The organism is Henriciella mobilis, from assembly GCF_003576315.1.
GTDB lineage: Bacteria > Pseudomonadota > Alphaproteobacteria > Caulobacterales > Hyphomonadaceae > Henriciella > Henriciella mobilis.
This window is the reverse complement of sequence record NZ_QWFZ01000020.1, coordinates 150,252-169,881: the sequence shown is the minus strand read 5'-3', so window position 1 is coordinate 169,881 and position 19,630 is coordinate 150,252. Positions and strand designations below refer to the sequence as shown.

Below are 19,630 nucleotides of genomic sequence, written 5' to 3'. Positions count from 1 at the left end.
ATGAATCGCGGCATTATCGTTCTCGCCGGCCTCGTGATGCTGGCGGTCTATTACTTCTCCAACCAGGAGACCAATCCGTACTCCGGCAAGTCCGAGTTCAATACGATCTCCATCGCGCAGGCGAGCCAGCTCGGCGCGCAGTCCTACCAGCAGATCCTGCAGCAGCAGCGTGGCGACGTGCTGTGCCCGACCCTGTCGGCGGGCGCCTGCAATGATGAAGCGCTGGAAGTCGTCACCACGGTTCGAGACATCGGCGCGCGGCTCCAGAAGGCGGCCATCGAATATGAGCAGGACCTGCTTGACGCGGGCTGGTCGTTCACACCGGTCGCCCGCGACTTCGACTGGACCTACAATGTCATCCAGTCCGAACAGCCCAATGCCTTCTGCCTGCCGGGCGGCTATGTGGCCGTCTATACCGGCATCATGGACATTACCGGCAATAATGATGGCCGTGTCACGCTGGCTGACCTGGAAGACCCCGACAAGCTCGCCGTCGTCATGGGCCATGAAATCGGCCACGCCATGGCTCATCACGGCGCCAAGCGCATGAGCCAGGGTCAGCTCGCCCAGCTCGGCATGGCGGCGGTGGCGGTGGGTGTCGGCGACATGGATCCCGGCCAGCGCCAGATGGTGATGCAAGCCATGGGCGTTGCCGCGCAGGGCGGGATGATGGCCTTCTCGCGCCAGCATGAGACCGAAGCCGACAAGATCGGTCTCGAGCTCCTCGTGCGCGCCTGCTACGACCCGCGCGAGGCGCCGGAACTCTGGGAACGGATGGGCAAGGCTGGCGGCCAGCGCCCGCCGGAATGGATGTCGACCCACCCGGCCTCGGAGACCCGCGCGCAGAACTTCCGCGAATGGATGCCTGAGGCGATCGCGCAGTATGAGCAGAATTGCGGGCCGCTGCGCTGACCCGGATGGTCACCTGTCAGCTGTCTGTCAGGAAGCTGGGTCCCGCCCCACTGCCGATGCATAGGCTTCGATCAGCGGGCCCATGTCATTCATTCCGGGAAATTCCGGGAAGCTGTGTGGCGCTGACGTTTCTGCCCAGGGCAGTTTGGCGCTGGTAAATGTCTCCAGGAAGGGGGCGTACCAGCTCGTATCGTCACACAAAGTGGCGCGGACATTGACGAGGAAATCCAGTTGCGGCGGACGCGTGAACATCCAGGTCAGGCATTCGGGGCAGAAATGGTGTGGGAGATCCCGCTTCAGGCCACCGAGCACGGTCTCTCCCTTCAAGACTTCGAAGCCATCCGCCGGAACAGCCACGCTCGTCGAGAACGCGCTGGACGACATTCTCTGACACCCCTTGCAGTGGCACGCTGATGTGAAGATTGGCGGAGCGGAAATCCGGAAGCGGACCGCGCCGCACCGGCAGCCGCCTTCGATTGGCAGTTTCGGGTCTTCCATCGCGCCTTGCTCCCGTCATCATTTGAGACCATCAATTGGCGCAGTATTGCTATTTATTCCTGAGCGCTACAACGGATGAGGGATGCCATGTTGTTGAGAATCGCCATCGCTGCCTGCCTGCTTGCGATACCCGCCTCGATGGTGTCTGCGCAGACCGCCAATGTGAAGATTGTCGAAGGCGATCTGCCCGGTGAAGCCGAGTTCGAGGCGCTGCAGGTGATCGAGAGCCTTGAAGATGGCGACATCGCATGGCTCGACCTCGACATGCTCCCGCTCGCATGGCCGTCCGTTGCCCAAGAGGACGGCACCTACACAACGCCGCAGACCTGCGAGTTCGGCATGGTGGAAGGTGTCGAGACCATTTCCGTGCCGACCGGTTCCAACCACCAGCTGATGACGGTCTGGCTCGGCAATCGCGAGCAGCACCCGGCCAATGGGCTGTCCTGCGAGTATGCCCCCATCGTGGGCGGCGAGGCCCCTCAGGATTGGGCGCGGATGCGGTTGACCGGCTGCTATTATGTGCGCGCCGTCTCTATCCCGACAGCCCGCGAACTCGTCCTCAATCCCCTGCCGCCCTCAGCTTGCGGGCTTCACGATTAGACGGCACGCCCCTAGGCTCGCATCTAGATGCCACTCCAGGAGCCCCCAATGACAGCGAAGTCCTGCCTTCTCAAGACGGCCGCCCTCGGCGGTGTCCTGCTTGCCAGCGCCTGCGCGTCAGAGCTGCCAGCCGGTGCGCCGCCCGTCGACCCCTACGGACCGCCGACCGCGATGAACCAGCCGCATGAGCGCTCGCAGGCCCAGTCTGACGCTGAAGCGCCGGACGATGGTCAGGCCGCGCAGTCATCAGCGGGCGAGGGCAAGGACGAATAGGGCGACCCTAGCTGAGCGGGTCGATGCGGTCCATGCCGGACTGGTTGACCCGCCACCAGCCTGCAAGGCCAAGGCGTTTTTCGTTTGTGACCTCGACGGCATGGGGGATGGCCTCTGACAGCATCAGGACCACGCCGCCCGGCTCCGGAATGATCCGTGCGGCCGGGGCGTCCGACTCCCCGGCACCTTCGGGCCAGATCGCAAGGGCGCCGCCGCGCGCCTCGTCCCAGTCTTCGTTGAGATAGGCAACGAGCGAAACCACCCGGTTGCGTGCCCCGGCGAAGCTGTCGAGGTGGCGGTCATAGAAGCCGCCGGGCGGATAGACTGCGAAACAGACTTCCATCTCGAACAGGCCGAGCATCAGCTCGCGATTGAGGCTCTGGCGCAGCGCTCCAGTCCACGCCTGGAAGGCGCGCTGGGCTGGGGTCGAGCCATCGAACCAGGTGATGCGGGTCAGGCGAATGTCCCGGTCGACCTGGAATTCGTCTTCCCGGCCGATGCCTGCCAGCGCGAGGTCTGCTGCCGCGTCGCGCGCGATCAGCTCCTCGCGCAGCGCAGCCGTCAGCCCCTCGGGGAGGAGCCCGGGCTGCCAGGTCCAGCCTTTGCTTGCAAGGTCGTCAGCGATGGCGCCGAGGCGGTTGTCGCCCGGCAGGGCACAGATGGCGTTCAGCTCTGTTGGTCCTTCATGAAGCGGGCGAACCGCTCGAACAGGTAGAAGCTGTCCTGCGGGCCGGGGCTCGCCTCCGGGTGGTGCTGGACAGAAATGATCGGTCGGTCCTTTACACGAAGCCCGGAATTGGTGCCATCGAAAAGTGACCGGTGGCTTTCTTCCACGCCTTCGGGCAGGGTCTCGGTGTCGACTGTAAAGCCATGATTCATAGAGACAATCTCGACTTTTCCGGTCTCGAAGTCCTTCACCGGGTGGTTGGCGCCATGATGGCCCTGCGGCATCTTCATGGTCTTTGCGCCAAGCGCCAGCGCCAGCAGCTGGTGACCGAGGCAGATGCCGAGCAGCGGCTTGCCACTGTCGATGAGCTTGCGGATCGTGTCGCCGCACCGCTTGATCGTCGCGGCCGGATCGCCCGGACCATTCGACAGGACGACACCGTCGGGATTGAGCTTCATGATCTCTTCGAACGGCGTATCGCCGCGAACAATCGTGGCGCGGGCGCCGACATTGGCGAGATTGCGCAGGATGTTCTTCTTCACGCCGAAATCGAGGACGACGACATGGAAAGGCGTCTGGTCATTGTCGGTGAAGCCGGCGGTAACGTCCCAGAGGCGTTCGGCATTCTCATAGGCCGCATCCCCGACAACATCGAGGGCGAGGTCGGTCTGCTCTAGGCCTTCCCAGGCGCGGGCGGCCTCGATCAGGGCCTCGATATCAATTCTCCCCTCGGGCGAGTGGGCGACGGCGCATTTCGGCATGCCTTTCTCGCGGATGATCCGGGTGAGGGCGCGTGTATCGACGCCTGAGACGGCCGTGATGCTCTTCTTCACCAGCCAGGCATCGAAATGGTCCTGGGCGCGCCAGTTGGATGGCGGCGTGATCGGCTCACGGAAAACGGCGCCGGTCGCTGCCCTTGCTGCAGGCGCGGAGGATTCTTCGTGGTCTTCCGGGTTCGCGCCGACATTGCCGACATGCGGGAAGGTGAAGAGGACCACCTGCCCGGCATATGACGGATCGGTCAGAATTTCCTGGTAGCCGGTGATGGATGTGTTGAAGCAGAGCTCACCGACGGCGATGCCCGGCGCGCCGGAACCGGTCCCGAGGAAAACCGTTCCATCTGCCAGAGCGATCGCACCCGTCGCTGGAGAGTCCTGTTGATTTTCGGCGGCCATGGGCGTATCTCCTCGCGTCCTGTCGGACGTCATTAGGATTTCGGTCACCAATCGACCTCATCCTCGGGCGCGAGATAGGCGTGCAGTGACCTTTGCGTCAAGCGCTCAGGTCCATGTGAAAAAGTGCCAGGTATGGGACAGACAGACGTTTCTCCAACCAACTCCATTCGCGACCGCCTCGTGGCCGCGCTCAACTCTGCTGAAAGCGATGACCCCCAGGGCGTACGCGCGCGAACGCTTCGCCTTGTGAAGTGCGCCATGCGCGACCGCGATGTCACCGCGCGTACCCAGGGCCAGTGCGAGGGGTGCGAGGATACAGAGGTCCGCAAGCTGCTGGAGACAATGGTCGCCCAGCGCGAGGTCTCGGCCCGCGAATACGACGAGTCCGGCCGGATCAGCGACGCTGAACGCGAGCGCGAAGAGATTGCCGTACTTGAGGCCTTCCTGCCGCGTCCGCTTGATGGCGATGCGCTGGAAGATGCTGTCGAACAGGTCGTCGAGGACCTGGAAGCCCGCAAATTGAAGGATATGGGCCGTTGCATGGCGGAGCTTCAGAGCCGCTATCCGGGCCGTATCGATACCGGATCAGCCGGTAAGGCCGTTCGCCGCGCCCTTGGCTAGGGCGCCCGTCCCCATACCGTCAATTCAGGTTTCAAGCTCCGGCAAGACCAGGTAGCCGTAAATGACGTCGGCGATTTCGTCGGCGAAGGCGTCGCCATCCAGAGCCATCACGTAGCCAGCCCCGTCATCCCCAAACAGTGCCTTTTCGACGAGAGCGGTGTTCGCGAGATAGATCATCGTGTCGGCCGCGCGCTCGAGGTCAAGCCTCGCAATACGGTTCGAGACGAGCTGCAGGAAGGCCAGATTGCCTTTGCGGGCCTCGTGCCATAGCGCTTTCCAGTCATCGCCGATAAGGTGCGGTTTCAGCCGCCCCTGGAGATAGACCGCTCTCAGGATATGCGCCTGTTCCAGGATGAAGCGATGCGCCGCGCGCATCTGTTGTCTCAGAAGTGTCCTCAGATCCGCCTCGGCCAGGGTGTCGGTCTCAATGGTGGCATGCGCCATCTGCGTTTCGCTGCGCGCCTGCCAGAGGTCGAACAGGAGCGGGACGAGCGCCTCCTTGTTCTCGAAGCGCCGGTAGACCGTGCCGACCGCGACGCCAGCCTCGGCGGCAAGCTCAGCGATGCCGATATCGTCGAAATCCTTCTTGCGCAGCAACCTTTCGAGCGCGGCCATGAGCTTGTCACGCGTCTTGCGTGAGCGCGGTTGCGATACCGGGTGAGGGGATGGTCTGCGGGTCTGCTTTGACAAAAGGACTGTTCCGTATTATGTGAAAGTGAATTCACATTCATAATAGGGTGATGCGGTGATCGCGTCAAGCCGAGTGTGGTGTTGCGGGGCGAAGGCAGGGCCGAAGAGCCTGGGCCGGTCGCCATGAGATGAAACGGGCGCAGGCAAGGGCGCCGCAAATGGCAAGTGAGGAAAGCTCATGCACGATTTTCTTGAGACGGAACCGGCCCTCGCGCTTGGCCTGGCCAGCGTTCTGGCGATCTGGCTGGTCGGCGTCGGCAGCGATGTCTGGCGCCGCGCCCGGGGGCGCAAGCCGCAGACGCGCAGTCCCTGGTGGCACTGGGTCGTGACAGTGGTGATGCTCTGGTCGTTGGCGGCGATATCGGTGTGGGCGTGGTCTGCCTCAGGCCGTCCGGTCATCACGCTTGGCTTCGAGCTCGGACAGGGCTGGCAAAACTGGGTCGCCTGGGCGCTCGCCATCGGTTTCCTCGCACCGCAAATCCTGCAGCTGGTCGCGATCAACCGAAGCGACGACATGAAGGCGCAGGTGCGGGCCCTCGTCTTCGAAAGCCGGGACTATGACACCGTCATGCCGCGGCGGCGCGCAGATGTCTGGGGCTACCAGATCGTTGCTGTCACGGCCGGTATTACCGAAGAGATCGTCTTCCGTGCCTTCCTGATCAGCGTGTTTGCGCTGTGGATGCCGGTCTGGCCTGCGGCCGGGCTCGCGCTCGTGCTGTTTCTCACCGCCCATGCCTACCAGGGTGTGAGCGGCATCGTCCGGATCCTGCCGGTAAGCGTCGTCCTGACGCTTTGCTATGTCCTCTCCGGATCGCTCTGGCCGGGGATCGTCCTGCACGTGGCGGTCGACGTGCTGAGCGGCGTGATGGTCTGGCTGGTGCTGCCGCGCGCCGGGATGATCGAATTGCCGGATCGTGCACCAGACGCTCAACCAGTTGGTTGACTTATTCGCCACTTCCGGCTAACGCTAAACCAAATGGTTGAGCAATATGCCCATCTTGATCAGGCGTTTCATGCGCTGGCCGATGCGACGCGGCGCGGCATCATCGCCGAGCTTGCCAGGGGCGAGCGCACGGTGAGCCGGCTGGCGGAGCCCTATGAGATGTCGCTGGCGGCGGTGTCCAAGCATGTCGGTGTCCTGGTCGGGGCCGGCCTTGTGCATCGCCAGAAGGTCGGCCGCGAGCAGGTCTGCACCCTGCAGCGCGAGCGCCTCGCCGAACTGGAGCAGTGGGTTGCGACCTATGCCCGCTTCTGGGGCGACCGGCTGGATGCGCTCGAGATGGCCTTGAAACAGGAAGAAACCAAAGGAGATGGGTGATGGCTGAATATGGACGCCTGATTGACGGTACGGTGCTGGAATTCGAGCGGCTATTGCCAGGGCCGATCGAGCGGGTCTGGGAATACTTCGTCAATCCGGATCTGCGTCAAAAATGGTTCTGCGCGGGCAAGACCGATAATCACGCCGGCGGCACGCTGACGCTTTCATTTGATCATACGCGCATTTCCAGCGCGCCGCCGCCGCAGAAGTATGCCGACGATCAGGGCGGTGACTTCGATTGCGAGATCCTCGTCTATGAGCCGCCGCATCGGCTCGATTTCAGCTGGCCGTCGGAGCAGGGCAATCCACCAACCGAGGTGTCGGTTCAGCTCAGTGAGCGCGATGGCCAGGTTCACCTGTTGCTGCGCCACACCCGGCTCGAAAGCGCCGAGTTCATCAATGGCGCGTCCGCTGGTTGGCATGCCCATCTCGACCTGCTGGAAGACAACCTTTATGGCCGCAAGGTCACCGATTTCTGGCCGCTCCACACCGCGCTGGAAGATGAGTACGCAAGGCGGCTTGGCTAGCCTGCTGTCCGGTCATCTGTCCACAAGCCGGTACTTGGCTGTGCATGACGGTAATCGGCCCTGTGATGATTCGCGGGCCCGCGTTACACTGACCGATCATGTCGTCCCCGATTCGCATCCCTGACGGTTTTGTTGAGGAGCTGAAGGCCCGTATCCGGCCTTCGGACGTGATCGGGCGCAAGGTGAAGCTGAAGAAGCAGGGCAAGGAATGGGTTGGCCTCTCGCCCTTCACCAATGAGAAAAGCCCGAGCTTCTACGTCAATGACCAGAAGCGTATCTTCAAGGACTTCTCCTCCGGCATTGGCGGCGATGTCATCTCCTTCGTCATGGAGACCGAGCGCCTCTCCTTCATGGAAGCTGTCGAGAAGCTCGCCGAGGAGGCGGGCATGCAGCTTCCCAAAGCGACCGCGCAGGACGAGGCGGCGTATGACCGGTTGCAGCGCCTGCGTGAATGCTGCGAGGCCGCGTGCGCCTTCTTTGAAGACCGGTTGCGCGCGGCTGAAGGCTCGGAGGCCCGTATCTATCTTGAAGGCCGGGGCCTGGGCGCAGCCGCCTGGGCGCGCCACCGGCTTGGCTATGCGCCCGATGACTGGCGCACCACGATCGAGCATCTGAAGTCCAGAAGCTTCGGCATGCAGGAAATCCTGGATGCGGGTCTCGCGGTCCAGAAGGAAGGCGGCGGCGAGCCATATGACCGGTTCCGCGGCCGGGTCATCTTCCCGATCACGGATACGCGCGGCCAGGTCATCGCTTTCGGCGGCCGGGGGCTGCAGCCCGATGCCAAGCCGAAATACCTCAACTCCAACGATACCGACCTCTTCCACAAGGGCCGCGTCCTGTACCGCTACAAGGCTGCCCGTGAGGCGTTTGGCGACACCGATGAAGGCGGCCTGATCGTCTGCGAAGGTTATATGGATGCCATTGCGCTGGCCGAGGCGGGCTTCGGACATGCCGTTGCCCCGCTCGGCACGGCGCTGACCGAGGAGCAGCTTAGCCTGCTCTGGCGCGCGGGACCGGAACCGGTGCTCTGCTTTGACGGCGATGCGGCGGGCCTGCGCGCCGCCTATCGCAGCATCGAACGGGCGCTGCCGCACCTGCAGCCGGGCCGGTCGCTTTTCTTCTGCCTCCTGTCGGGCGGCATGGACCCGGACGACCTCATCCGTCAGTCGGGCCCTGAAGCAATGCGCACGGCGCTGGAGCACTCCCTGCCGCTGGTCGAGGTGCTGTGGCGGCGTGAGCGCGACGCTGAGGCGGTCGACACGCCGGAACGCCAGGCCGGGCTTGAAACACGGCTGATGTCCGCAGCTGCGATGATTCAGAACGGCTCGGTCCGGGCCGCCTATGAGCGCGATCTCAAATCCCGGATGCGCGACTATCTCTGGCAGCGGCGGCAGGCGAAACGCGCGGCCAGCGGGTCCGGTCAGCGCGGCGAGGCGGCGCAAAAGGGCGCCCCGCAGACCAGCACGCCACCGATGACGCGGGGTCTCGGCCTGCTTGTGCGGGCGGTTGAAAGCCCCCATCTGATCGACATCGCTTTAGAGACACTCAGCATGGCAACTTTCCCGGACCCGGATGTGGCGGCGATCCGCGATGTGCTTATTTCCCTGCCTGAAGCTGACAAGGGTGTTGACCGCGGCACAATCCGTGACCATTTAGTATTGCGAGGTAACACGCGCGCTGCAGACTTGCTCGAAACTTATCCCGAAATTCCTGAAATTGCCCCGGATGGCCCAGAGGAACGGGAATGGCTGATCGCCCTGGAGCAATATGTGGCAAGGGAAGAGTCCGGACCCTATGGTCTGGCGGGTGCTGGTGATGAGGTGACGTCGTCGCCTGAAAGCTGGCGCCGGCTGCATCATGAGGTGTCGGAACGAAAAGCCCGTGCGGCGCGTCTCAACGAGGCAGCAGAACAGGTGGATCGCGACTGATCCACTGGTATTTCAGAACGAGTTGTTGCAGAGAGCGGGCTGCGGCGACAGGCGGGAGAACTACATGGCGAAAGCCCAGAAGAGTGAACACGAAGACGGCGAACTGGAAACAGAAGACCGTCCGGTTCTCGATCTGAACGATTCCAAGGTCAAGAAATTCATCAAGCAGGCAAAGGCGAAGGGCTATGTCACCCATGACGAGCTCAACAACGTCCTGCCGTCTGATGAACTGACGTCCGACCAGATCGAAGATACCATGTCGGCCCTGTCCGAGATGGGTATCCAGGTCGTCGAGAACGAGGACGAGGTCGACAATGCGTCCGGGTCCAAGTCGACGGCCGTGACCAAGACCGGCTCCGGCGCGGTCGCCAAGAAGGGCAATGCGCGCGGCACCGACCGGACCGATGATCCGGTGCGGATGTACCTGCGCGAGATGGGCGCCGTCGAACTGCTGTCGCGTGAGGGCGAGATTGCCATCGCCAAGCGGATCGAGGCTGGCCGGGACGCGATGATACGCGGCCTCTGTGAGAGCCCACTGACCTTTGAGGCCATGATGGTCTGGCGCGACGAGCTCATGAATGAGCGAATCCTGCTGCGCGACCTGATCGATCTCGAGACCACTTACGGTGCGGAAAACCCGACGCCGGAACCCGAAGAGAAGACCGAAGAGCAGAAGGAAGCCGAGGCCCGCGAACGCGAGAACGAGACGACCGAAGAGCGTCTGGCCCGCGAGGAACGCGAGGACGAGGAAGAAGGCGCCGCCATGTCCATGTCGGCCATGGAAGCGGAACTTCGCGACGGCGTGCTCGGCAAGCTGGACGAAATCGCCATCGCCTTCAGCCAGTATCGCAAACTGCAGGAAAAGCTGGTCGAACGCCGCCTTGAAGGCAAGGCGCTGACCGACAAGCAGCAACAGGAATACGAAGCGCTCTCGCAATCCATCGTCGACAATCTCAAGACGATGCACATCAACAATGCCCGGATCGAGGCGCTTGTCGAGCAGCTCTACGCCATCAACAAGAAACTGATGGGGCTTGAGGGCAAGCTGATGCGGCTGGCCGATGCGCATGGCGTGCCGCGCAAGGAATTCCTCGACCTCTATTTCGGCAACGAGCTCAACCCGAACTGGCGCGAAACGGCGCTGGAGACGGCAAAGTCCACCAAGAAGTGGGAAAAGTTCTTCGATGCCGAGGATGAGCAGGTCGCCGAAATCCGCGAAGAAATTTCCGCCGTCGCGCAGGAAATCGGCGTGCCGATCGACGACTACCGCCTGATCGTCCAGCGCGTCCAGAAAGGCGAACGCGAGGCACGTGTCGCCAAGAAGGAAATGGTCGAGGCGAACCTGCGCCTCGTCATCTCGATCGCAAAGAAATACACCAATCGCGGCCTGCAATTCCTGGATCTCATCCAGGAGGGCAATATCGGCCTGATGAAGGCGGTCGACAAATTCGAGTACCGCCGCGGCTACAAGTTCTCGACCTATGCGACCTGGTGGATTCGCCAGGCCATCACCCGGTCGATTGCCGACCAGGCCCGCACGATCCGGATTCCGGTGCACATGATCGAGACGATCAACAAGATCGTCCGCTCCCAGCGCCAGATGCTGCACGAGATCGGCCGCGAGCCGACTCCGGAGGAGCTGGCCGAGAAGCTTGGCCTGCCGCTGGAGAAGATCCGCAAGGTGCTGAAGATCGCCAAGGAGCCGATCTCGCTCGAAACGCCGATTGGCGACGACGAGGATTCAAACCTCGGCGACTTCATCGAGGACAAGATGGCGCTGCTGCCTGTCGACAGCGCGATCCAGTCCAACCTGCGCGAAACGACGACCCGCGTGCTCGCCTCGCTCACCCCGCGTGAGGAACGTGTCCTGCGCATGCGCTTCGGCATCGGCATGAACACCGACCATACGCTGGAAGAAGTCGGCCAGCAATTCTCGGTGACCCGCGAACGCATCCGCCAGATCGAAGCCAAGGCTCTGCGCAAGCTCAAGCACCCGAGCCGGTCGCGGAAGCTCAGGAGTTTCCTGGATACGTAAGTTCTAAAAGGCGGCCTCCGGGCCGCCTTTTTCTTGAACCGACCAGCCCCGTCGCGGCGCGCCATCCGGATTGATACTGATAGCACTCTAGAAGCGCCGGCGGTTGAATCGCGTCTCCATGGGCGGTATCAGCCGCGCCCTGTGCCTCGAACCGAAAGGCTTGTGCCCATGCGTGTGAAGATCGATGCCAGCCTGGACTACGCCCTCCCGGGGGCAGCCGATGTATTGCTCGCCATCGAGGCGCTGGCCGGTGATGACCAGACGATTGTCGCCGAACGGCTAGACGTTTTTGGCCCAGCTACCCTCAGCCCCGTAGAAGGCTGGGACGAGCTCGGCCGGCGGCGCTGGATGAATGCCGGCGGGCAGATCCGTGTCGAGTATGAGGCAACGGTGGATGTGTCGCGCCCTTCGGTGCAGCTGACGGGCATGCAGGTGCCGCCGCGCCGGCGGCTGCCAGCAGAGGTCATCCCGTTCCTGTTTCCTAGCCGCTTTTGCGAGTCCGACCGGCTTGAAACCTTTGTCATGACACGGTTCGGCCAACTCACAGGCGGGGACCAGGTGCTCGCCATGGTCGACTGGATCCTGGCCAATTTCGCCTATGTGCCGGGCGCCAGCACGCCAGAGACGACGGCAACGGACAGCTTCCTGAAGCGGCAGGGTGTCTGCCGTGATTATGCGCATGTGCTGATCAGCTTCGCGCGTGCCGCCGGCATTCCGGCCCGCATGGTCTCGGCCTATGCGCCTGGGCTCCAGCCGCCGGATTTCCATGCCGTTGCCGAAGTCTGGCTCGACGGGGCGTGGCGGCTGGTCGATCCGGCCCGGATGTCGAATGAAAACGAACTGGTGCGCATCTGTTCGGGCCGCGACGCGACCGATATCAGCTTCATGACCATTTTCGGCATGGCCGACATGCTTAGCCAGAGCGTCGCCGTGTCCGTCCTGGCACCTGGTTCCTACAGCTAGGCCGTGTGGACGTTCGGCGCCCGCGCCACAAATGTCGCTTGTCAGGCGAGTCGATTTATGGTCCGTATCGTTTTCCGATAAAAACGAGTCTGGGGCTGATCCATGAAAAACACGCTTTCCACCATCCTTCGCGGCGGCGCCTGCGCTGCGGCCATTCTCGCCATGTCCAGCTGTGCTGCGGTGTCCGTCGCCGAACCAGCGACGGGGGCGACGGCTGCGCCAGAAGCGGAAAGTCAGGCGCCCGCCGGCGCCGTCGTCTGGGACCTGACAGACCTATATGAGACGCCAGCCGCCTGGGAAGCGGCCTATGCCAACGCGCAAACCGCCATCGCGGCGCTGGACGAAAACAAGGGCACGCTTGGGCAAAGCGCCGAGCAGATGGCAGCCGTCTATCGTCAGACCTCCGATACCGCGAAGGAGGTTGTCCGCCTTTATACCTATGCATCGCTCAGCCATGATGAGGATCAGCGCGATGCCGGCGCGCAGGAACGCTTCGGCAAGGCGCGACAGCTCTATCAGGCGCTGGGCGAGGCAACGAGCTGGATGAGCCCGGAAGTCCTCAGTATCGGCGAGGAGAAGGTGATGGCCTTCCTCGCCGAAGAACCGGCGCTTGCCGATTTCCGCTTTGGTATCGAGGACACGCTGCGCCAGGCGCCGCATACACTGGATGCGCAGGGCGAAGCCCTGATGGCGCAGGCCGGCCTTGCGTTGTCGCAACCGAACCAGATCTATTCGCTGTTTGCCAATGCCTCGATCCCGTGGCCGAGCGTGACCCTGTCCGATGGAACCGAAGCGCGGCTCAACCAGGCCGGCTATTCGCGCTGGCGCGGTACGGCCAATCGCGAGGACCGCAAGACGGTCTTCGATACGTTCTGGGGCGCCTGGGGCCAGTATGAGAATGGCATGGGCGCGACGCTGAACGCGCAGGTCCAGTCTGCCATCTTCCGGGCGCGGGCGCGCAATTTCGACAGCGTCCTCCAGCGCAACATGTTCGACGATGCGCTGCCGCCGGAAATCTACACGCAGCTGGTGACGCAGGTGAATGACGCGCTTCCGGTGTTCCATCGTTATCTGGAACTGCGCGGCCGGATGCTCGGCATCGACGATCTTCGCTATTACGACATCTATCCGCCGATCATCGAGGCAGACACGGGCGTCTTCGATATCGAGCGTTCCAAGGCGATCACGCTTGAGGCGCTGAAGCCGTTTGGCGATGAGTATATCGAGCTGCTGGAAGAAGGGCTGGGCGAGGACTGGATGCACTCCCACCCGCAGGAGGGCAAGGAGTCCGGGGCATACATGTCCGGCTCTGCCTATGACGTGCACCCTTACCTGCTGCTGAACCACAATGACGACTATAACTCCCTGTCGACCTTCGCTCACGAATGGGGCCATGCGGTCCACACAATGCTCGCAAAGTCCGAGCAGCCCTTCGACACGGCGGGCTATTCGACCTTCATCGCCGAGATGGCATCGACCATCAATGAGATCCTGCTCGAAGAGTACATGATCGCCAACGCGAAGACGAAGGAAGAGAAGCTCTACTATCTCGGCTATGCGCTGGAGAGCCTGCGCGGTACTTTCTACCGCCAGACCATGTTCGGCGAGTTTGAACTTGCCATCCATGAAGCGGCCGAGCGCGGCGAGCCGCTGACCGGTGCGAAGCTGACCGAGATCTATGCCGGCCTGCTGCGCAAGTATCATGGCGAAGAGCAGGGCGTGATGACGATCGATGATCCGTACACGATCGAGTGGGCCTACATCCCGCACTTCTATTACGAATTCTACGTCTACCAGTATGCGACATCCGTCTCCGGCGCGGCCTGGTTCTCCGAGCAGTTCCTGGCCGGAGACGATGAGGTGCGCGAGAACTTCATCAATGTCCTGAAGGCGGGCGGCTCGGCCCATCCACATGACATCCTGCTGAATGAAGCCGGCCTCGACATGACCCAGCCCGACGCCTACGAGGCCGTCGTGCGGCGCATGAACGACATCATGGACCGGATGGAAGCGCTGCTCGACGAGGAGTAGTGGCGTCCCTCGAATGAAGAAACGCCCGCAGGACCAATGTCTTGCGGGCGTCTTTGTATCCGGTGTGGGCGAGTGCGCCTAGCTCGAAGCCTTCAGGGCCTGGTCGAGGTCGGCGATCAGGTCATCGGCGCCCTCGATGCCGATGGACAGGCGCACCACGTCCGGCGCGGCGCCGGCGGCGATCTGCTGCTCCTCGGTGAGCTGGCGGTGGGTGGTCGAGGCCGAGTGGATGACCAGCGAGCGCGCATCGCCAAGGTTGGCCACGTGGCTGAACAGTTTCAGGCTGTCGACGAACTTCACGCAGGACTCATAGCCGCCCTTCAGCTGCACGGTGAACAGGGCGCCGGCGCCCTTCGGGCAGATGCGCTTCGCCCGGGCCTTGTAAGGCGAGGAGTCGAGGCCGGGATAGGTCACGCTGGCAACGGCGTCGTGGCCTTCCAGCCAGGCCGCGATCTTCTCGGCATTGGCGACATGCTTCTGCATCCGCAGCGACAGGGTCTCGATGCTCATCAGCGTATAGTGGGCCGCCTGCGGATTGAGCGTCATGCCAAGGTCACGCAGGCCGACCGCGATGCCGTGGAACATGAAGGCGGCCGGGCCAAAGGTCTCGTGGAACTTCAGACCATGATAGGCCGGCTCGGGCTGCGACAGGGACGGGAACTTGTCAGACGCCGACCAGTCGAACTTGCCGGAATCCACGATCGCCCCGCCGGTGACCGTCCCATTGCCGGTCAGGTACTTTGTCATCGAGTGGACGACCAGCGTCGCGCCATGCTCGATCGGGCGGCAGAGATAGGGCGTCGCCGTCGTATTATCCACGATGAGCGGGATACCGGCTGCGTCAGCGATGGGCGCGATGGCGTCGAGGTCGGTGACATAGCCGCCGGGATTGGCAATCGTCTCGCAGAAGATGGCGCGCGTATCGTCATCAATCGCCGCCTTCACCGCGTCGAGATCATCGAAATCGACGAATTTCGCGGACCATCCAAAGCGTTTGAAGGTCTGGCTGAACTGGGTGATCGTGCCGCCATAGAGCCGGGTCGATGCGACGATGTTCCGGCCCGGCGCCATCAGCGGGAAGAGCGCCATGATCTGGGCGGCATGTCCAGATGAGCAGCAGACAGCGCCCGCCCCGCCTTCAAGGGCGGCCATACGGTTCTGCAGCGCGCCGACTGTGGGATTGGTCAGCCGGGAATAGATGTAGCCAACCTCCTGCAGCCCGAAGAGCCGGGCGGCATGGTCGGCATCCTTAAAGACATAGGCTGTGGTCTGGTAGATCGGCACCTGACGCGCGCCGGTGGCCGGATCGGGCTCGGCGCCGGCGTGGACCTGGATGGTCTCGAATTCCTGCTCTGGCGTATCGGACATGATGAAGCTCCCTTCCTGTATGGCGCCAGCGGTATCAGGGGCTGGCGCTTGATCGTCTGTCGGCGCTTTGTGAGCCGGGCAGGGCCGAAAGTACAATGTTTTTTGGGCAACGAACCAGCGTGAGGTCGCGCTGACCCAATCGTTCTGAAGATGGTTAAACCCTAGAAGCTGCTGCCGCCGCCAATATGTCCGTCGCCAAATTCGCTGGGTGGTTTCCAGACGAGCGCGCCCCCGACCAGAAGGAAAATACCGCCCATGATCAGGCCGAGATATTTTCTTGCGAATTCCGTAAAGCCCCCGGTCAGCTCGGCCTCGCAGTCCTCGCCTGTCGGACAGGGTCGCACGAGAACGTCCACGGTCTTGCCCCGTTCGAACGCCGATCTCGAGGCTCTTGTCTTTGCCGTGAACCGCCGCACATCGCCCTCAAGCGTCTCGTACTGGATGACCGGGGCAAACTTGTTGCGGTCCTCGTAGAAGTAGTATTCCGGGCGTTCATGGCCGACGACGATGCCGATCACGCGCTCCGATGATCGTTCGATAGACAGGAAGCGCGATCGCTCCTTCATGGCCACCGTCGTGATGAAGAGCCCCGCACCGACCAGCACCACGCCCACGATCCTGAATACAAACCTGGCAAACATGTCCTCGTGTCCCCTCTAACCGGTCTTCGATCGGCTCTGCCTAGTATGATTCTTCCATGGCCGGTCCGTCAGCCTGACGCGCTATCCAGGGTCGGCCCGCTGCAATGCCTAGGCGCGTTGGCGGATCCTGTAGACGCAGCGCCGCGCTCCAGCGAGCAGGTGATCTTCGCGCGTCACCTCCGTGTCCGGGCCGAGTGCTTGCTGGAAGACGTCGAGCTCGTTCGCGCAAAGCCGCTGACAGGCGGTCGCGGCCGAGCAGATCGGACAGTGGTTCTCGATCAGCAGCCAGTCCTCGCCATCCTCGGCGGCGGCGGCCATGTAGCCCTCGGCGCTTCGCAGTTCGGCAAGCCGTTTGACGCGCGCTGCCGTATCCGCCAGCGGGCCAAGCGCCTCCTTGTAGGCTGTCAGCTGGGTGTCGCTGTGGCGGTCTATGACTCGGGCAAGGCCCTCCTCACCGAACATCTCGCGGATCGAACCGATCATTTCCAGCGCAAGGCCCTGGTGGGCATCAGGAAATATACGCGCGGCGGCGGACGTGAGGGACCAGATCTTGGTTGGCCGGCCGCGCCCTTTCGGCTTGGCCGTCTCTTCGACCAGGCCCTCCTCGGCCAGCTCATAGAGATGAAGACGGACCGCCATTGGCGTCAGACCGAGCGTATCGGCGAGGTCAGCAGCCGATTGAGGACCGCCACGTTTCAGCAGGTCCAGGACCGTATTGCGGGTTGCCGTCAGCGCGGGCTGGGAAGACGTCTGGGTCATGATTCTTTTTTAAAAGGGATTGCTTTCAAAAACAAGTCACATTAATTAAAGGAAAGTCTTTATTTAATGGAGGGATAAATGATCCGTCTTGAGCATGCCAATCTCGTTGTCACCGACATGAAGCCCACACTGGATTTCCTGAAAGCTGCTTTCCCGCACTGGCGCGTCCGGGGTGGCGGCAAGGGGACCTGGTCAGGCAAGCCGCGCGAGTGGCTGCACTTCGGTGACGACGAGACCTACATCGCCCTGTCCGACAATGGTGAGGGCGAGCCGCGCGACCTGAAAGGACACCAGCCCGGTCTTGCCCACCTCGCTTTCGAAGTGCCAAGCCTTGGCCCGCTGAAAGAGCGCCTCGCCGCGGCAGGCTTCGAAATCACCAATCCCGGAAGCCCGACCGAGCATCGCTCGAATGTGTACTATATCGACGGCAACAACATCGAGTTCGAGTTCGTCGAATACTATTCGGACAACCCGGCAGAGAAGAACCGCTATGACTGAGGCGGTGTCCGGCCATGCCGCGGGGCGGGCTGACATGCCACCCCAACCGGCCTATCAATGGTCGCGCATGATCGATCGTCTGACCGTTTCAACGCAGGGGCCCGGCCTCTATGAGTTCACCCTCCAGGCCCGCCGCTTCGTCTCCGAAGCCGGTATGTCGGAAGGGCTGCTTACGGTTTTCGTTCGTCACACATCCTGTTCGCTGATCGTCCAGGAGAACGCCGACCCCGATGTCCAGGCTGACCTGCAGGCCTTCTTCAGCCGCCTGGTTCCGCCCGCCAGTGATCCGTCCATGTCGTGGATCCGGCACGATACGGAAGGGCCCGACGACATGCCGGCCCACATCAAGGCCGCGCTGACCCAGACCTCGATCGGTATCCCGGTCAGTGGCGGCGAGATGCTGCTGGGGACATGGCAGGGGCTTTACCTGTTCGAGCATCGAGACCGGCCGCATCAGCGCCAGGTCGTGCTTCACCTGGGCGGCTGATGACCGGCCGCCACAATGTCAGCATCGCCAGCATGGCGCCGGGCATGCTGACGGAATCGTTCGCGCGCCGCGGCCGGTGCACCCTGGCGCTTGTGCGGCTTGCAAAACAGGCAGCCGGCGCGGGTCGATTTCGGTCCCTTGCGTTTGTGATGCGCCATCGCGCCCTCCACGGAGTTTTTGGATGAGACTGAACCAGGTAACCGTGCCGTGCGTCGATTATGAGGCGAGCGTGGCGTTCTACAAGACACTCGGCCTGAAGCAGATCGTCGACAGCCCGCCGCGCTATGCCCGTTTCGAATGTCCCGAAAGCGATGGCGGCGGCGAGCCGGCAACTTTCTCCCTGCATCACGTTGAAGGCTGGACGGGGTGCGATCACCCGGTCGTCTATTTCGAGTGTGCGGATGTCGATGCCACCGTCCAAAACCTGGCAAGGCAGGGGATCGCTTGCACATCCCCGCCTCGGGACCAGTCCTGGCAGTGGCGCGAAGCATATCTGCGTGATCCGGCCGGCAACCTGATCTGCCTCTACCATGCCGGAGAGATCCGCCGCTTCCCGCCCTGGCGCATCGACGGACGAACAGCGTACCGGCAGGTCTTGCGCCTTTGCCGAACGCGGCGTGGTTTTTCCTCTTTCTGCTGGCGGCCAGCTTGGCGTGACAGATGTCTCCATGGTACGCAGGATTTCGCCGAGAGGGCGAAATTCCGAAAGAATGCTTGGCGGGGGATAAGCGAACACGATGAAATCGATCAGGTGTGGGGCAATGGCCCTGCTGGCAGGTTCTGTCATTCTTCCGGGGGCGCTCGCGCAGACCGACAATTGCACGGCCCTGCGCGCGCAGACCGATACGCTGGTTCAAAGCTATGCCGCCACGGCGGCGGGTCTGGCCTCAAGACTGGAGGCTTATGACGCCGCATCCCAAGCGCTTGCCGGCGTTTATGATGGCCAGTCGACGCGGGTTGAACTTTACGAGGCCATTGCCGCCGGAACGCTGGAAGGCAGCCCGTCGGACATTCTCGGGGCAGAAGATGGCCGGCTGGACGACGCCGCCATGCGAGAGTCCGCGGCAGCGCTGATTGCGGCCATCGAAGGCGTCAACGTCCATCTCGACACGCTGGCCGTCCAGAAACCGGCCATGGAGGCGGCGCTCGGCATTCTGCAGGACCAATGCGCCGAAGCGGAGGTCGCGCCGGCTTCCCCCGCCGCAGTGACAGCGGCAGCAGCGCCTGCCGGAAACAATCCGGCCGCCGGACCGATCCCCATCGTGTTCACGAACTTCTGGAAGCACGAGGCCAGCGGCCGGATTTATGAGGGCCGCGGCCAGGACTTCTATCGCGACGACAAGCTGGCGGTGAAATTGTCCTGCGATGGCTTTGGCACCGTGCGAGAGCAGCCCGGCAAGCTTTGCGAGGGCGAGTGGTTCGACCAGTCCGGCAAGCGGGGCGGCGATTTCCGGGCGGTCCATATCGTCAATGCTGACACGAAGCTGCCCATGCTGCAGGGCGAGCTGACGACGCCGTCCAACCCGGATAGCTGGGCGCCCTGGGACTTCTATGAAATGACCCGGGAGCAGGCCGAAGCGGCGGGGCTGGTCGATGTCGCACCCTGACGGGGGAATGATGGTAGCGCTCCCGTTGCCCG

At 62.8% G+C, this 19,630-nt stretch carries 21 protein-coding genes and 1 pseudogene; 15 read left to right on the top strand and 7 right to left on the bottom strand.

The genetic code is table 11. The annotated features are described in order from the left end of the window. Complete coding sequence (locus tag D1227_RS11755; protein WP_119404809.1) at positions 1-912, top strand: M48 family metallopeptidase; 912 nt, start codon at positions 1-3, stop codon at positions 910-912. 27 nt (positions 913-939) lie between these two features. Here the strand turns inward: D1227_RS11755 and D1227_RS11750 are convergent, their stop codons facing one another. Next, positions 940-1,410 carry a GFA family protein gene (locus D1227_RS11750; protein WP_119404808.1) on the bottom strand — a complete coding sequence of 157 codons (471 nt, stop codon included), beginning with the start codon at positions 1,408-1,410 and terminating at the stop codon, positions 940-942. A gap of 87 nt (positions 1,411-1,497) precedes the next feature. Between D1227_RS11750 and D1227_RS11745 the strand changes: the two genes are divergently transcribed. Continuing rightward, the gene (locus D1227_RS11745) at positions 1,498-2,010 is read left to right on the top strand and encodes a hypothetical protein (RefSeq protein WP_119404807.1); all 513 of its coding nucleotides are present in this window, start codon (positions 1,498-1,500) and stop codon (positions 2,008-2,010) included. Positions 2,011-2,058: 48 nt separating this feature from the next. Continuing rightward, positions 2,059-2,283: a hypothetical protein gene (locus D1227_RS11740; protein WP_119404806.1), complete on the top strand. Its 225-nt coding sequence runs from the start codon at positions 2,059-2,061 to the stop codon at positions 2,281-2,283. A gap of 7 nt (positions 2,284-2,290) precedes the next feature. On the opposite strand, the gene D1227_RS11735 is transcribed toward D1227_RS11740, so the two are convergent. Together D1227_RS11735 and carA are read right to left on the bottom strand one after the other, a co-directional pair. Further along, positions 2,291-2,644: a 2OG-Fe(II) oxygenase gene (locus D1227_RS11735; protein WP_119404805.1), complete on the bottom strand. Its 354-nt coding sequence runs from the start codon at positions 2,642-2,644 to the stop codon at positions 2,291-2,293. A gap of 305 nt (positions 2,645-2,949) precedes the next feature. Then, complete coding sequence (carA, locus tag D1227_RS11730) at positions 2,950-4,125, bottom strand: glutamine-hydrolyzing carbamoyl-phosphate synthase small subunit (RefSeq protein WP_119404804.1); 1,176 nt, start codon at positions 4,123-4,125, stop codon at positions 2,950-2,952. Between the two features lie 132 nt (positions 4,126-4,257). Here carA and D1227_RS11725 point away from each other — a divergent pair, with 132 nt between their 5' ends. After that, complete coding sequence (locus D1227_RS11725; RefSeq protein ID WP_119374927.1) at positions 4,258-4,746, top strand: GatB/YqeY domain-containing protein; 489 nt, start codon at positions 4,258-4,260, stop codon at positions 4,744-4,746. Between the two features lie 24 nt (positions 4,747-4,770). On the opposite strand, the gene D1227_RS11720 is transcribed toward D1227_RS11725, so the two are convergent. After that, on the bottom strand, positions 4,771-5,361 hold the full coding sequence (locus D1227_RS11720; protein ID WP_119404803.1) for a TetR/AcrR family transcriptional regulator: 591 nt from the start codon (positions 5,359-5,361) through the stop codon (positions 4,771-4,773). 253 nt (positions 5,362-5,614) lie between these two features. On the opposite strand from D1227_RS11720, the gene D1227_RS11715 reads away from it, so the two are divergent. From D1227_RS11715 to pepF, 7 genes are all read left to right on the top strand, one after another. Beyond that, positions 5,615-6,379 carry a CPBP family intramembrane glutamic endopeptidase gene (locus tag D1227_RS11715; RefSeq protein WP_119404802.1) on the top strand — a complete coding sequence of 255 codons (765 nt, stop codon included), beginning with the start codon at positions 5,615-5,617 and terminating at the stop codon, positions 6,377-6,379. A gap of 33 nt (positions 6,380-6,412) precedes the next feature. Further along, positions 6,413-6,754, top strand: coding sequence for an ArsR/SmtB family transcription factor (locus D1227_RS11710; RefSeq protein ID WP_119404801.1), 342 nt, complete (start codon positions 6,413-6,415; stop codon positions 6,752-6,754). Continuing rightward, a complete protein-coding gene (locus D1227_RS11705) occupies positions 6,754-7,281 on the top strand; it encodes an SRPBCC family protein (protein ID WP_119404800.1) in 528 nt (175 codons plus the stop codon). Before D1227_RS11710 ends, D1227_RS11705 begins: the two co-directional genes overlap by 1 nt. A 98-nt stretch (positions 7,282-7,379) precedes the next feature. Beyond that, positions 7,380-9,209: a DNA primase gene (gene dnaG, locus D1227_RS11700; RefSeq protein WP_119404799.1), complete on the top strand. Its 1,830-nt coding sequence runs from the start codon at positions 7,380-7,382 to the stop codon at positions 9,207-9,209. 64 nt (positions 9,210-9,273) lie between these two features. Then, complete coding sequence (gene rpoD / locus D1227_RS11695) at positions 9,274-11,244, top strand: RNA polymerase sigma factor RpoD (RefSeq protein WP_119374933.1); 1,971 nt, start codon at positions 9,274-9,276, stop codon at positions 11,242-11,244. A 168-nt stretch (positions 11,245-11,412) separates the two neighbouring features. Then, positions 11,413-12,207: a transglutaminase-like domain-containing protein gene (locus tag D1227_RS11690; protein ID WP_119374934.1), complete on the top strand. Its 795-nt coding sequence runs from the start codon at positions 11,413-11,415 to the stop codon at positions 12,205-12,207. A gap of 102 nt (positions 12,208-12,309) precedes the next feature. Next, complete coding sequence (gene pepF / locus D1227_RS11685; protein WP_119404798.1) at positions 12,310-14,238, top strand: oligoendopeptidase F; 1,929 nt, start codon at positions 12,310-12,312, stop codon at positions 14,236-14,238. Positions 14,239-14,316: 78 nt separating this feature from the next. Here pepF and D1227_RS11680 read toward each other — a convergent pair whose 3' ends face one another. The 3 genes from D1227_RS11680 to D1227_RS11670 form a co-directional block, all read right to left on the bottom strand. Next, on the bottom strand, positions 14,317-15,606 hold the full coding sequence (locus D1227_RS11680) for an O-acetylhomoserine aminocarboxypropyltransferase/cysteine synthase family protein (protein ID WP_119374936.1): 1,290 nt from the start codon (positions 15,604-15,606) through the stop codon (positions 14,317-14,319). A 161-nt stretch (positions 15,607-15,767) separates the two neighbouring features. Beyond that, positions 15,768-16,247, bottom strand: coding sequence for a DUF3592 domain-containing protein (locus D1227_RS11675; RefSeq protein WP_119374937.1), 480 nt, complete (start codon positions 16,245-16,247; stop codon positions 15,768-15,770). 108 nt (positions 16,248-16,355) lie between these two features. Then, on the bottom strand, positions 16,356-17,006 hold the full coding sequence (locus D1227_RS11670; protein WP_119404797.1) for a helix-turn-helix transcriptional regulator: 651 nt from the start codon (positions 17,004-17,006) through the stop codon (positions 16,356-16,358). Between the two features lie 78 nt (positions 17,007-17,084). On the opposite strand from D1227_RS11670, the gene D1227_RS11665 reads away from it, so the two are divergent. From D1227_RS11665 to D1227_RS20195, 4 genes and pseudogenes are all read left to right on the top strand, one after another. Further along, positions 17,085-17,504, top strand: coding sequence for a VOC family protein (locus D1227_RS11665; protein ID WP_119404796.1), 420 nt, complete (start codon positions 17,085-17,087; stop codon positions 17,502-17,504). Between the two features lie 67 nt (positions 17,505-17,571). Then, a complete protein-coding gene (locus D1227_RS11660; protein ID WP_119404932.1) occupies positions 17,572-17,991 on the top strand; it encodes a secondary thiamine-phosphate synthase enzyme YjbQ in 420 nt (139 codons plus the stop codon). A gap of 181 nt (positions 17,992-18,172) precedes the next feature. Beyond that, positions 18,173-18,505 (top strand): annotated as a pseudogene (locus D1227_RS20200) (VOC family protein); the annotation flags it as partial. 247 nt (positions 18,506-18,752) lie between these two features. Next, positions 18,753-19,598, top strand: coding sequence for a hypothetical protein (locus tag D1227_RS20195; protein ID WP_233350168.1), 846 nt, complete (start codon positions 18,753-18,755; stop codon positions 19,596-19,598). Positions 19,599-19,630 lie beyond the last annotated feature (32 nt).

Excerpts from the sequence above, each read along its gene's own strand:
- D1227_RS11755 (WP_119404809.1), top strand. The coding sequence starts at position 1 with ATGAATCGCGGCATTATCGTTCTCGCCGGCCTCGTGATGCTGGCGGTC.
- D1227_RS11750 (WP_119404808.1), bottom strand. The coding sequence starts at position 1,410 with ATGGAAGACCCGAAACTGCCAATCGAAGGCGGCTGCCGGTGCGGCGCG.
- D1227_RS11745 (WP_119404807.1), top strand. The coding sequence starts at position 1,498 with ATGTTGTTGAGAATCGCCATCGCTGCCTGCCTGCTTGCGATACCCGCC.
- D1227_RS11740 (WP_119404806.1), top strand. The coding sequence starts at position 2,059 with ATGACAGCGAAGTCCTGCCTTCTCAAGACGGCCGCCCTCGGCGGTGTC.
- D1227_RS11735 (WP_119404805.1), bottom strand. The coding sequence starts at position 2,644 with ATGCTCGGCCTGTTCGAGATGGAAGTCTGTTTCGCAGTCTATCCGCCC.
- carA (WP_119404804.1), bottom strand. The coding sequence starts at position 4,125 with ATGGCCGCCGAAAATCAACAGGACTCTCCAGCGACGGGTGCGATCGCT.
- D1227_RS11725 (WP_119374927.1), top strand. The coding sequence starts at position 4,258 with ATGGGACAGACAGACGTTTCTCCAACCAACTCCATTCGCGACCGCCTC.
- D1227_RS11720 (WP_119404803.1), bottom strand. The coding sequence starts at position 5,361 with ATGGCCGCGCTCGAAAGGTTGCTGCGCAAGAAGGATTTCGACGATATC.
- D1227_RS11715 (WP_119404802.1), top strand. The coding sequence starts at position 5,615 with ATGCACGATTTTCTTGAGACGGAACCGGCCCTCGCGCTTGGCCTGGCC.
- D1227_RS11710 (WP_119404801.1), top strand. The coding sequence starts at position 6,413 with ATGGTTGAGCAATATGCCCATCTTGATCAGGCGTTTCATGCGCTGGCC.
- D1227_RS11705 (WP_119404800.1), top strand. The coding sequence starts at position 6,754 with ATGGCTGAATATGGACGCCTGATTGACGGTACGGTGCTGGAATTCGAG.
- dnaG (WP_119404799.1), top strand. The coding sequence starts at position 7,380 with ATGTCGTCCCCGATTCGCATCCCTGACGGTTTTGTTGAGGAGCTGAAG.
- rpoD (WP_119374933.1), top strand. The coding sequence starts at position 9,274 with ATGGCGAAAGCCCAGAAGAGTGAACACGAAGACGGCGAACTGGAAACA.
- D1227_RS11690 (WP_119374934.1), top strand. The coding sequence starts at position 11,413 with ATGCGTGTGAAGATCGATGCCAGCCTGGACTACGCCCTCCCGGGGGCA.
- pepF (WP_119404798.1), top strand. The coding sequence starts at position 12,310 with ATGAAAAACACGCTTTCCACCATCCTTCGCGGCGGCGCCTGCGCTGCG.
- D1227_RS11680 (WP_119374936.1), bottom strand. The coding sequence starts at position 15,606 with ATGTCCGATACGCCAGAGCAGGAATTCGAGACCATCCAGGTCCACGCC.
- D1227_RS11675 (WP_119374937.1), bottom strand. The coding sequence starts at position 16,247 with ATGTTTGCCAGGTTTGTATTCAGGATCGTGGGCGTGGTGCTGGTCGGT.
- D1227_RS11670 (WP_119404797.1), bottom strand. The coding sequence starts at position 17,006 with ATGACCCAGACGTCTTCCCAGCCCGCGCTGACGGCAACCCGCAATACG.
- D1227_RS11665 (WP_119404796.1), top strand. The coding sequence starts at position 17,085 with ATGATCCGTCTTGAGCATGCCAATCTCGTTGTCACCGACATGAAGCCC.
- D1227_RS11660 (WP_119404932.1), top strand. The coding sequence starts at position 17,572 with ATGATCGATCGTCTGACCGTTTCAACGCAGGGGCCCGGCCTCTATGAG.
- D1227_RS20195 (WP_233350168.1), top strand. The coding sequence starts at position 18,753 with ATGGCCCTGCTGGCAGGTTCTGTCATTCTTCCGGGGGCGCTCGCGCAG.